Annotated in this window: 13 protein-coding genes; 6 read left to right on the forward strand and 7 right to left on the reverse strand. The window is 51.9% G+C overall.

All coding sequences use genetic code 11. The features are described 5' to 3' along the window. Positions 1–18 precede the first annotated feature (18 nt). The 7 genes from glpD to ulaG form a co-directional block, all read right to left on the reverse strand. The gene (gene glpD / locus IEV89_RS14135) at positions 19–1,530 is read right to left on the reverse strand and encodes a glycerol-3-phosphate dehydrogenase (RefSeq protein WP_188474171.1); all 1,512 of its coding nucleotides are present in this window, start codon (positions 1,528–1,530) and stop codon (positions 19–21) included. A gap of 279 nt (positions 1,531–1,809) precedes the next feature. Beyond that, a complete protein-coding gene (locus IEV89_RS14140) occupies positions 1,810–2,568 on the reverse strand; it encodes a DeoR/GlpR family transcriptional regulator (RefSeq protein WP_188474172.1) in 759 nt (252 codons plus the stop codon). A 9-nt stretch (positions 2,569–2,577) separates the two neighbouring features. Further along, complete coding sequence (glpG, locus tag IEV89_RS14145) at positions 2,578–3,414, reverse strand: rhomboid family intramembrane serine protease GlpG (protein ID WP_188474173.1); 837 nt, start codon at positions 3,412–3,414, stop codon at positions 2,578–2,580. A 181-nt stretch (positions 3,415–3,595) separates the two neighbouring features. Beyond that, the gene (locus IEV89_RS14150) at positions 3,596–4,786 is read right to left on the reverse strand and encodes a trans-sulfuration enzyme family protein (protein ID WP_188474174.1); all 1,191 of its coding nucleotides are present in this window, start codon (positions 4,784–4,786) and stop codon (positions 3,596–3,598) included. Between the two features lie 162 nt (positions 4,787–4,948). Beyond that, a complete protein-coding gene (gene glpE / locus IEV89_RS14155) occupies positions 4,949–5,269 on the reverse strand; it encodes a thiosulfate sulfurtransferase GlpE (RefSeq protein WP_188474175.1) in 321 nt (106 codons plus the stop codon). Between the two features lie 96 nt (positions 5,270–5,365). After that, the gene (ulaR, locus tag IEV89_RS14160) at positions 5,366–6,121 is read right to left on the reverse strand and encodes an HTH-type transcriptional regulator UlaR (RefSeq protein ID WP_188474176.1); all 756 of its coding nucleotides are present in this window, start codon (positions 6,119–6,121) and stop codon (positions 5,366–5,368) included. A 115-nt stretch (positions 6,122–6,236) separates the two neighbouring features. Next, on the reverse strand, positions 6,237–7,301 hold the full coding sequence (gene ulaG / locus IEV89_RS14165; protein ID WP_188474177.1) for an L-ascorbate 6-phosphate lactonase: 1,065 nt from the start codon (positions 7,299–7,301) through the stop codon (positions 6,237–6,239). A gap of 414 nt (positions 7,302–7,715) precedes the next feature. On the opposite strand from ulaG, the gene IEV89_RS14170 reads away from it, so the two are divergent. The 6 genes from IEV89_RS14170 to IEV89_RS14195 are packed head-to-tail and all read left to right on the forward strand — an operon-like array spanning position 7,716 to position 12,153. Continuing rightward, positions 7,716–9,119 carry a PTS ascorbate-specific subunit IIBC gene (locus IEV89_RS14170; RefSeq protein WP_188474178.1) on the forward strand — a complete coding sequence of 468 codons (1,404 nt, stop codon included), beginning with the start codon at positions 7,716–7,718 and terminating at the stop codon, positions 9,117–9,119. A gap of 14 nt (positions 9,120–9,133) precedes the next feature. After that, positions 9,134–9,442: a PTS ascorbate transporter subunit IIB gene (ulaB, locus tag IEV89_RS14175; RefSeq protein ID WP_188474179.1), complete on the forward strand. Its 309-nt coding sequence runs from the start codon at positions 9,134–9,136 to the stop codon at positions 9,440–9,442. Between the two features lie 10 nt (positions 9,443–9,452). Continuing rightward, on the forward strand, positions 9,453–9,923 hold the full coding sequence (ulaC, locus tag IEV89_RS14180) for a PTS ascorbate transporter subunit IIA (RefSeq protein ID WP_188474180.1): 471 nt from the start codon (positions 9,453–9,455) through the stop codon (positions 9,921–9,923). A gap of 16 nt (positions 9,924–9,939) precedes the next feature. Beyond that, positions 9,940–10,596 (forward strand): 3-keto-L-gulonate-6-phosphate decarboxylase UlaD, encoded by a 657-nt coding sequence (locus IEV89_RS14185; protein ID WP_188474181.1) that lies wholly within the window; start codon positions 9,940–9,942, stop codon positions 10,594–10,596. 10 nt (positions 10,597–10,606) lie between these two features. Further along, entirely contained in the window at positions 10,607–11,470 is an 864-nt protein-coding gene (locus IEV89_RS14190; RefSeq protein ID WP_188474182.1) for an L-ribulose-5-phosphate 3-epimerase, read from the forward strand. Then, positions 11,464–12,153, forward strand: a complete 690-nt coding sequence (locus IEV89_RS14195; RefSeq protein ID WP_188474183.1) for an L-ribulose-5-phosphate 4-epimerase — start codon at positions 11,464–11,466, stop codon at positions 12,151–12,153. Before IEV89_RS14190 ends, IEV89_RS14195 begins: the two co-directional genes overlap by 7 nt. Positions 12,154–12,157: the final 4 nt, after the last annotated feature.

Raw genomic sequence — 12,157 nt, forward strand, 5'->3', positions numbered from 1 at the left:
TATAGCGTTGCAGATAGATTAAGACGCTAACGACAGGTGTTTTTTCTGCTGCTTGTGAGTGGCCAGCCATTCGGCCACGCGTTGTTGCTGAGCGCTGTCAAGCCACATGCCGAGTTTGGTACGACGCCAGATAGCGTCATCCAGCTCGATAACCCACTCTTTTTCCACCAGATAACGCAGTTCGGCTTCATAGAATCCGTGGCCGAAATCTTCTCCCAGTGATTCCAGACTGGTGGCATCAGCGATAAACAACTCGGTCTGGCTGCCGTACGTATGGGTATAGCGACGAGCCAGTGTCTCCGGCAGCCATTTGAAGCGGTTGCGCAAATTGGCAGCGTACGTTTCGCGATCGCCGTTCAGTTTTCCTCCTGGCAGCACGGCATTTTTGGTCCAGGCCGGGCCGGCTTTCGGATAATACTTCGTCAGTTTTTCCAGCGCATGTTCTGCCAGCTTACGGTAGGTCGTTAGTTTACCGCCAAATACCGACAGCAGCGGGGCCTGGCCATTCTGGTCGTGAACATCCAAGGTATAATCGCGGGTGATCGCCTGCGGAGAATCAGACTCATCATCACACAGTGGACGCACGCCGGAGTAACTCCAGACGATGTCCTCAGTGGTCAGCTGTTTCTTAAAGTGATCGTTATACACTTTCAGTAGATAGCGGGTCTCTTTCTCATCAATTTTCACATCCTTCGGATCGCCGTTATATTCTACGTCGGTGGTGCCGATGATGGAGAATTCATCCAACCATGGGATCACAAACACAATACGGTGGTCTTCGTTTTGCAGAATATAGGACTGCGGCTGATTGTGGGCGCGTGGCACTACAATATGGCTGCCTTTGATCAGACGAATACCGTAAGGCGATTTAAGCTTCAGGCCGTCGTCGAAGAATTGTTTGACCCACGGGCCGGTAGCATTCACCAGACCTTTAGCGCGCCAGGTGAAGGTTTTACCGGAATCAATATCTTCGGCTTCCACCATCCACATCCCATCTTCACGCCATGCTCGGTTTACGCGGGTGCGGGTACGTACTTCGCCGCCGCGCTCTTCCACTTCCTGAGCGTTGAGCACCACTAAACGTGCGTCATCGACCCAGCAGTCGGAATACTCAAAGCCTTTGGTCAGCTCAGGTTTCAGCACGGAGTCCGTACCAAACTTCACCCCTTTACTGGAAGGCAGGCTGGTACGTTTACCCAGATGATCATACATAAACAGGCCGATGCGGATCATCCAGGCCGGACGCAGGTGCGGTTGATGCGGCAGACGGAAACGCATCGGGAATGCGATATGTGGCGCAAGGCGCAGCAGGACTTCGCGTTCAGCCAGTGCTTCACTGACCAGGCGGAATTCGTAGTGTTCGAGGTAGCGCAAGCCGCCGTGAATCAGCTTTGAACTGGCTGAAGAGGTCGCGCACGCCAAGTCTTGCGCTTCCAGCAGCAGAACGGACAGCCCACGGCCAGCCGCATCCGCCGCAATGCCGGCACCATTGATACCGCCACCGATTACGATCAAGTCTTTGGTTTCCACGTCATCTTCCTCCAGATGTTCGTTATAGCTCTTTAATGTTCGTTTTCGCTCATGATTGTAATCGAGAATTGTCAAACAAGCCAAGAGTTAACCAAATAAAAACATTTAGGCGTGATGCAGGTAACATTATTTAGGCGTTTTTGCGCAAAAAAGCGTGAAGGAAAAACCAATGGAAGGGAAATGGCGGGGCGTTTTCGCTATGGTTTGTTTAAGGGATCCGTACGAACGTAATGAAAGTATCGGATGCGTGCTCTTGACGCATCCGGCAGACAGGCGGGTTTAGCAGAGTTCGAGTTGTACGTCGTACTTGTCGATAATTTTCATGACGCTTTCTGGTGGCTGTTGGTCAGTGAACAGATAATCGATCAGACTCATATTGCCGAGATTCACCATGGCATTACGGCCAAACTTAGAGTGGTCTGTGACCAGCATGACGGAGCGAGAGTTCTCAATAATGGCGCGTTTAGTGCGCACTTCATGATAGTCAAATTCTAGCAATGAACCATCCATGTCGATGCCGCTGATGCCCAGAATGCCGAAGTCGAGGCGAAACTGGGAGATGAAATCCAACGTTGCTTCGCCCATGATGCCGCCGTCACGCGTGCGGACTTCACCCCCGGCAAGGATCAGCCGGAAGTCTTCTTTCGCGGTCAAAAGCGTGGCGACATTGAGGTTGTTGGTGACCACGCGCAGATTCTTATGGTTGAGTAGCGCATAGGCCACGGCTTCAGGCGTAGTGCCGATGTCGATAAACAGCGTTGCGCCATCGGGGATCTGTGCGGCCACGCGCTGAGCAATACGCGCTTTTTCTGCCGACCACATGATTTTTCGGTCATTGTAGGCAGCGTTGACGGAACTCGATGGCAGTGCTGCACCGCCGTGATGGCGGTGAATCTTATTCTTCTCGGCCAGGTCATTGAGGTCTCGGCGGATCGTCTGTGGGCTGACGGAGAAATGCTCCACCAACTCCTCGGTACTCACGTAACCCTGCAAGCGTACCAGGTCAATAATGGCGTCATGGCGTTGTGTCTGTTTCACCGAAATCCCCTAATTATGTTTTTTATCTGATGTTCGGGTATCAACAAAGGCCATCAATAGGCCGAGCACCAAACCGAAAATGTGGGCGGCATTAGCAATGGCAAGTCCCATCACGTTGAAATAACCCAGCACCAGCCAGGCAATGGAAAATACCATTAGTCCACGTGGCAAAGAAATCCCGCGTTCAGGTTTTAACTCACCGGTCAGCCAGACATAACCCATTAGGGCATACACCACGCCTGATAAACCGCCGAACCAGATACCGCTGAATAGCGACTGGCCCCAGCCGCTGATTAACGCTGACACAATGGTGATCGTAAATAGTTTGCCGGTGCCGAGACGTTTTTCCACCGGGCCACCCAGATACCACCACCACAATAAGTTAAACAGAATGTGCAACAGGGAGAAGTGCAACAAGGCGGGAGAGAACCAACGCCAAATTTCGACGTATTGGCTGCTGTCCATTGGCCAGGCCAACACACGCATTATGCTTTCGTCACCATAGATTTGTTGCAGAATATAGACCGCGATACACAGGAACATGATGGTCATCGTCAGCGGCCCGGCCTGGCTGCGTATGCGCTGCCAGTAAGAGTAGTGCTGATAGCTCAGATTGGCGTCGGTACTGCCAGTTTGCCAACTGGCGGCCAGATAGCGCGCATGCAACGGGTCTTCCAAAAATAGCGCCGCCTGCTGCTCCACTTCTGGCAAGCGAGCCTCATCGTCCAGCCACAGTTGCACTTCCTGACTCTCTTTTATGACCCGCAGTTTTATCCCCTGCGTCGCCATATAATCGACAAAAGCCAGGGCCAGACGGGGATTGTTCAGGCTAAGAATACGTACCATATTATTTTGCTGGTCCTGTAATGGTTTGATTTTTCGACGACATGGATAGGATAACCTTAATCTGCCAGCGTGATGACGATTGATTATAACGTCAGTGGCGCGGACTGTATGCTGCATAAAAAAAACCGACCGGGCAAACCTTGGTCGGTTTTTTTGTTAAAACAGTGACAGGGCAGAGAAATTACAGCCCTTTGAGCGCCTGCTGAATGTCGTCTATCAAATCTTCCACGTCTTCAATACCAATACTGATACGCACCAGACCGTCGGTGATTCCGCTCTGGCGGCGAACTTCGGCTGAGACTGCGCTGTGCGTGGTCGTCGCTGGGTGACAGGCCAGCGAGTCGGTGTCACCGACAGAGACTGCCTGTGTGATGATGGTCAGCTTATCAAGGAAAGTCCGCGCTGCGTCGCGTCCACCGCGCAGTTCAATCGCCATGATGCCGCCGAACAGTTTCATCTGGCGTGCAGCAATCTCATGGCCCGTATGGCTTTTCAGCCCCGGATAAAACACCTGTGACACCGCCGGATGTGCGTCCAGCACTTCGGCAATATGCGCGGCGCTGAGCGAACTGGCTTCTACGCGCAGTGGCAGGGTTTTCAGGCCTCGGGTCAGCAGCGCTGCTTCGAACGGGCTTAAGCAACCGCCAAACTGTTTCATACTGAGGGTGCGGATCGGATCAATCAGTGCTTTACTGCCCACAACCACGCCGCCGGTCGCATCACCGTGACCGCTGATGTATTTGGTGGCGGAATGCAGGGAAATATCAATGCCCAGATCCAGCGGACGGGTCAGATAAGGCGTGGCGAACGTGTTGTCCACCACGCTGACCACACCGGCCTGCTTCGCCATGCGGGAGATTACGGCAATATCGACAATACCTAACACCGGGTTAGCCGGCGTTTCGACAAACACCATTTTGGTCTGCGGTGTGAGTGCCGCTTGCAGGTCTTTAGTGTCTGCTACAAACACCGGTTTAATGCCGTAACGCGGCAGCAAATTGCGGATCACACCTTCGGTTCCCCCATACAGCGTACCGACATGAATAATCTCATCACCCGTTGACAGCATGGCAAACAGTACAGCGCTAATGGCTGCCATACCGCTGGCGCAGGCGACGGCGCTTTCTGCGCCTTCGAGAGCCGCCATCTTTTGCTCAACAACCGCAACCGTCGGATTGGCAAAGCGGCTGTAGGAATAACCCGGTTCTTCGCCACTAAAACGCCGAGCGCCGCTGTCGAAATTATCGTAGGAAAAAGCCGAAGTGGCTGTAATTGGCGTCGCGATGGCACCGGTTAATTTATCAGGTTGCTGACCTGCATGAACCGCCAGTGTACGCATGCCCAGTGGGCGAGGTTTTTCCAGGTTTTTCATCTTTATATCCTATAAATATTAGAGATAAATTATACCAATACTGAAAAGGTTCAGCTGATTCAGCTTAAGAATATTTAATGCCCAGACCAAACCAACGGTTATAACTAAAAAAGCATGTCAGCGGGATCCGGGGACTAATCAGAAAGGAGGAAATACCTGGAATCAGGCTTCAAGGTCCTGAGGAAAAGTTTGTGACCAGGCTTCGAAGCCGCCGTCAACGCTATAGACCGACTCAAAACCTTGTCCGATCAGAAATTGTGCTGCGCCCCGGCTGCTGATGCCGTGATAGCACATGACCAGCAGCGGGGTTTTGGCATCAGCGTTTTGGATAAAAGCCGCCATGCTTTCATTACTCAGATGAAATGCACCGGGTGCATGGGCTGCACCAAAGCTTTGCGGGTCGCGGATATCGACCATCACCGCATCGCCTGCTTTCAGGCGGGTATGCGCAAGTTCTACGCTGATTGTTTCAAATTGTTCCATTTTGGCAAAGCCTCATTAATCATGACTTGCCCCATACTACCGAATTATTCAGCCACCAAGACCCGACAAACTTCAGGGATAAACCAAAATAAGCGATCAGACTAAAATGACCTTCACGCCTTTAGCGCGTAATTGATCGAGGATCGCGGTATCAGCATCTTGCCCGGTAATGAGCACGTCGATTTGTTCAGTACGGCTGAACAGCATACCCGCGCGCTGGCCGACTTTGCTGCTATCTACTAGCACAGCCAGTTTACCGACGTAGTTAAGCATCTTTTGTTCGGCCATCGCGGTCAGCATATCGGTTTTATACAGGCCGTCGCTGGTTAGCCCCGCGCCGCTAGTGAACATCCAATGGCCGGCATACAGACTGGCGTCGCCATCTTGTGGGGCCAGCGTTATCGACTGACTTTTATTGTACTGACCCCCCATGATCACCACACTGTCGTGTTCCTGCTCAATCAGATAATTGGCCAGCGGAAGATAGTTGGTGATCACCTGAATATCTTTACCGCACATCTCGCGGCCCAGCAGAAATGCGGTGGAACCGCAGTTGATCACCACGCTTTCACCGGGCTGGCAGAGCTTTGCAGCGGCCTGGGCGATACGCATTTTTTCATTGAGGTTTTGTGTCTGGTGAATATTGAGCGGCGTCCAGTTCTGACGCGGTAAAGTGACGGCTTCAGCACCGTTGCGCACTTTACGCAGCTTACCCAGTTCATTGAGTTTGGTGATATCACGGCGCGCCGTAGCGGGCGATATATCGAAACTGTCGATCACATCTGAGACAGAAATCTGACCCTGGCGTTGTAAAAGCTCAAGGATCGCATTATGGCGTTGTGGTTCTGTCATGGTGACTCCGCGGGAGGGGATACCGCGTGATTATAGATGAGCAGTTGAATCATTCAATCGTCATTTGCTGATAACGTGCGGGGATCACGATCCCCGCCATGCTTTTACTCATCGATTAAAGGAATGATTTAAAAGGTAAATCCGTTTCCGTGATGAAACAGTCATCGAAACCGCGTGGATAGTGGTACTCGAAATTATCTTTGTCATCCGGGTAGGTAAATTTGCCACCAACCTGCCAGATAAACGGTTTGAAGCCATATTTTAGGCGGTCTTTCTTCATTTCCCACAGTACGCGAATCTCCTGCGGATCGGCCTGGAAGTTTGACCAAATATCATGGTGGAACGGAATAACCACCTGAGTTTTCAATGACTCGGCCATGCGCAACATATCCACGCTGGTCATTTTGTCTGTTACGCCGCGTGGATTTTCTCCATAAGAGCCAAGTGCCACGTCGACTTTATATTCATTGCCATGTTTGGCGTAGTAATTGGAATAGTGGGAGTCGCCGCTGTGATACAGATTGCCGCCTGGCGTTTTAAACAGATAGTTCACCGCGCGCTGGTCCATCATGTCCGGCAGTACACCAGCGGCTTTCTGGTCGGCGGGCAAGGTGATAAGCACCGTGCGGTCGAACGAATCCAGCGCATGAATTTCTACATCTTTAATATGCACTACTTTGCCTGGTGTCATCACGATGCAGCGTTCAGCCGGTACGCCCCAGCTCATCCATAAATCTACGCAGGTCTGCGGGCCGATAAATGGCACGTCTGCGGCGCAGTTTTGCATCACCGCTGCAGCGACGTTGACATCAATGTGGTCATTGTGGTCGTGCGTGGACAATACCGCATCAATCTCCCTGATAGCAAAGGGGTCGAGCACAAACGGTGTGGTGCGTAGGTTCGGTTGCAGCTTTTTCACACCCGCCATACGTTGCATCTGATGGCCATTTTTCATCAGCGGGCTGCTGTGATTTTGTTTGCCCACGCCACACCAGAAGTCGACACAAATGTTTGCGCCGCCTTCGGACTTCAGCCAGATCCCGGTACAGCCGAGCCACCACATAGCAAAGGTGCCTGGCGCGACCTTTTCCTGCTCAATTTCTTCGTTTAACCAGGTGCCCCATTCCGGGAAAGTGCTGAGGATCCAGGACTCGCGGCTGATCGTTTCTACTTTGCTCATGGTGTTCCCTCGTCATGTATTGAAGTGCGAATTTAAATCACAAATAATCATATGGTGATTATTTGTGTCTCTTTCGTGAGCAAGCTAGCACTGATTTTGGCTGTATACAATGCCATTTTTGACAAAAAAGCACGCATAAACGTAGGTGTTTAAACAGAATGTAATTTATCGATAGGCTGAATAGAAAGTGATCTTTCATTTATAGCTATGAATTAATTGAAATAAAAATCTTGCTGGTAGAAATACATGTTGAAACGTCAGTCGATATCTTGCGAGTGTGCTCACAAATAATCATTATTAATCTTTTAATGACTTGTGGTGAGCATTAAAGTCTTTGTGTCCCAACATCGTTTGTGGCTACTCCATCAGGGTGGAAAGCCCGGGCAAGTCTCTCGAAGGTTAACGGAGAGTTTTATGGAATTCCTCTATACCGTATTTACCGTATTTTTTAATCAGGTGATGACCAACGCACCGCTGCTGCTGGGTATTGTGACCATGCTGGGTTACATCCTGCTCAGGAAGAGCGCGACAGTGATTATCAAAGGCACCATCAAAACCATTATCGGCTTCATGTTATTACAGGCAGGTTCCGGCATTCTGACCGGTACGTTTAAACCGGTGGTGGCCAAGCTGTCGGAAGTGTATGGCATTAACGGCGCCATTTCTGACACCTACGCCTCAATGATGGCCACGGTTGAGCGCATGGGTGATGCTTATAGCTGGGTCGGTTATTCGGTGCTGATCGCCCTCGGACTTAACATTCTTTACGTCGTATTTCGCCGAATCACCGGCATCCGTACCATCATGCTCACTGGCCACATTATGTTTCAACAAGCCGGGCTCATTGCGGTGTTCTTCTTCATCCTGGGCTATCCGATGTGGACCACTATCTGGTCGACGGCGTTTCTGGTATCGCTCTATTGGGGGATTACCTCCAACATGATGTATAAACCGACGCAGGCCGTGACCGAAAACAGCGGTTTCTCAATTGGTCACCAACAACAGTTTGCTTCCTGGATCGCTTATAAAATCGCGCCGTATTTGGGTAAAAAAGAAGAGAGCGTGGAAGACCTCAAGTTGCCGGGTTGGCTGAATATCTTCCATGACAATATTGTCTCAACTGCCATCGTGATGACCGTCTTCTTCGGCATCATCCTCTGCTCTTTTGGCCTCGACACGTTGCAACAAATGGCCGGTAAAACGCACTGGACCCTCTACATCCTGCAAACCGGTCTGATGTTTGCTGTAGCGATCTTCATCATTATTCAGGGCGTGCGCATGTTCGTCGCTGAACTGACCGAAGCCTTTAACGGTATCTCTCAACGTTTAATTCCCGGTGCCGTTCTGGCGATCGATTGTGCAGCGATTTACAGCTTTGCACCGAACGCCGTGGTTTGGGGCTTTATGTGGGGCACCATTGGTCAGCTGCTTGCTGTCAGTATTTTGTTCGCCATGGGATCTTCCATCATGATCATTCCTGGCTTTATCCCGATGTTCTTCTCCAACGCCACCATCGGCGTCTTTGCCAACCACTTCGGCGGCTGGCGCGCGGCGCTGAAAATCTGTCTGGTGATGGGCATGATCGAAATCTTCGGTTGCGTCTGGGCAGTTAAACTGACTGGCCTCAGCGCCTGGATGGGCATGGCGGACTGGTCAATTCTCGCACCACCGATGATGCAAGGCTTCTTCAGCATCGGCATGGCCTTTATGGGCGTCATCGTGGTCATTGCACTCCTTTATATGTTCTTCGCTGGCCGCACGTTGCGCGCCGAAGAGGACGCTGCAAAACAAGCACTTAATCAATCTACTTCTCACTAATCAACGAGGTTCCCATGACAGTACGAATTCTGGCGGTATGCGGTTGCGGGCAAGGCAGTTCGATGATCATGAAGATGAAGATCGGCCAGTTCCTGACCCAGGAAGGTGTGGACCACTCCATGAACAGCTGCGCAGTGGGCGAGTACAAATCTGAACTGAGCGGCGCAGACATTATTGTCGCCTCGACGCATGTGGCGGACGAAATCACCGTCAGCGGTAACAAATACGTAGTGGGCGTGCGCAATATGCTCTCCGCCGCCGACTTTGGTCCGAAAGTGATGGAAGTAATTAATGCGCACTTCTCTAACGATTTGAAAAAATGAGGTTTTCACGATGAAACTACGTGACTCTCTGGCTGAAAACCAGTCGATTCGTCTGAATGTCGAAGCTGAAAACTGGCAGGATGCGGTGAAAGTCGGCGTCGATCTCCTGGTGGATGCTGGGGTAGTAGAACCGCGCTACTATCAGGCGATTCTGGATGGCGTCGAGCGTTTTGGTCCCTATTTCGTCATTGCGCCCGGCCTGGCGATGCCGCATGGCCGCCCAGAGGAAGGCGTCCTGAAAACAGGGTTTGCGCTGGTAACCCTCAAAAAACCACTGGTTTTTAACCATGAAGATAACGACCCGGTGGATATCTTGATCACGCTGGCGGCGGTTGATGCTAACGCTCACCAGGAAGTCGGCATCATGCAGGTGGTGAATCTGTTTGAAGACGAAGAAAACTTTGACCGGCTGCGTGCCTGTACCACGCCCCAACAGGTGCTGGATTTGATTGATCAGACTTCCGCGGCTGCCGCCCATTAACGATAAGGAATGCACTATGTCTCACTCATTACCGATGTTGCAGGTCGCACTGGATAACCAGTCGATGGATGACGCTTATAAAACCACCCGTCTGATCGCCAACGAAGTCGACATTATCGAAGTCGGTACCATCTTGTGCGTTGCTGAAGGGGTGCGTGCAGTCCGTGACCTCAAAGCGCTGTACCCGGAAAAAATCGTGCTGGCTGACGCCAAGATCGCCGATGCTGGCAAGATTCTTTCGCGTATGTGTTTTGAAGCCAATGCTGACTGGGTGACCGTCATTTGCTGCGCTGACATCAACACCACTAAAGGGGCTCTGGAAGTCGCGAAAGAATTCAACGGCGATGTGCAGATTGAACTCACCGGTTACTGGACCTGGGAACAGGCACAAGAGTGGCGCGACGCCGGCATTCAGCAGGTAGTTTACCACCGCAGCCGCGACGCACAGGCGGCGGGTGTGGCGTGGAGCGATGCTGATATCACCGCCATCAAACGTCTGTCCGACATGGGCTTCAAAGTCACCGTGACCGGCGGTCTGGCACTGGACGATTTACCCCTGTTTAAAGGCATTCCTATCCACGTCTTTATCGCTGGTCGCAGCATCCGCGATGCCAAGGACCCGGTCGATGCCGCCCGTCAGTTCAAAAAATCAATCAGCCAGCTCTGGGGCTAAGGAACGCGCAATGATGCATAAAGCCGTGCCACTCGGTATCTATGAAAAGGCATTACCTGTGGGTGAAGACTGGTTTGAACGCCTGAGTGTAGCGAAAGCGCTGGGTTTTGATTTCGTCGAAATGTCGATAGACGAAAGCGACCACCGGCTGGCTCGGCTCGACTGGAGTCTCGAACAGCGGATGGTGGTGGTTGATGCCGTCGCCCGCACCGGGATGCGCATTCCATCGATGTGCCTGAGCGCGCATCGTCGTTTTCCACTGGGCTCAGAAGATGACAAAACCCGCACGGAGGGGCTGGAAATCATGCGTAAAGCCATCGTGCTGGCGCAGGACCTCGGTATCCGGGTTATTCAGCTCGCGGGCTACGACGTCTATTACCAGGATGCCAACGACCATACTCGCGAACGTTTTCGTGACGGCCTGCAAAAGTCCGTCGAGATGGCCAGCCGCGCGCAGGTGACACTGGCAATGGAGATCATGGATTATCCGCTAATGAACTCTATCAGTAAGGCGTTGGGTTATGCACATTACCTGAATAACCCCTGGTTCCAGCTTTATCCTGATATTGGCAATCTGTCCGCCTGGGACAATGACGTCCAGATGGAACTGGCTAGCGGCGCAGGACATATCGTCGCCGTACACATTAAAGATACCCAGCCAGGAGTGTTCAAAAATGTCCCCTTCGGCAGCGGCGTAGTGGAGTTTGAACGGTGTTTCAGCACGTTATTTAACAGCGGCTATCGCGGTCCTTACCTGATCGAAATGTGGAGTGAAACCGCCGCCGATCCGCTGAAAGAAGTGCGCGAAGCCCGAGCCTGGGTGATTGATAAGATGCAGAAAGCTGGGCTGAACATGGAGGAAACCCTATGCTAGAACAGCTCAAACAGCGTGTGTTCGACGCCAACATGGCGCTTCCCGCTCGCGGGTTAGTGACCTTCACCTGGGGTAACGTGAGTGGCATTGATCGTAAAACAGGGTTGGTGGTTATCAAACCCAGCGGGGTTGAATACGAAGTAATGACTATCGATGACATGGTGGTGGTTAACGCACAGGGAGAAGTGTTGGATGGTCACTTCAAGCCTTCGTCCGACACGGCAACCCATCTTGAACTTTACGCGCAATTCCCCGAATTGGGCGGGATCGTGCATACCCACTCGACCTACGCGACTTCATGGGCGCAGGCCAGTGTGCCCATTCCGGCACTGGGGACCACCCATGCGGATTACTTTGCAGGAGCCATTCCCTGTACGCGCCCATTAAGTCGTGAAGAAGTGGCCGGTCAGTACGAAATGGAAACCGGTAAAGTTATTGCCGAAACACTGGGCGAAACCGACCCGCTTCATATGCCTGGCATTTTGGTTTCTCAGCACGGCCCATTTTGTTGGGGAGAATCGCCGGAACAGGCGGTACATAACGCGGTGGTGCTGGAAGTGATAGCGAAAATGGCATGGATCAGCGGTACGCTGAACCGCCAGATGTCCCCCATGGACAGTTATTTGCTCAACAAGCATTTTACTCGCAAGCATGGGCCGGATGCCTATTACGGGCAAAAGTAGACCC

Origin of the sequence: Hafnia psychrotolerans (assembly GCF_014639435.1) — a bacterium.
Classification (GTDB): domain Bacteria; phylum Pseudomonadota; class Gammaproteobacteria; order Enterobacterales; family Enterobacteriaceae; genus Ewingella; species Ewingella psychrotolerans.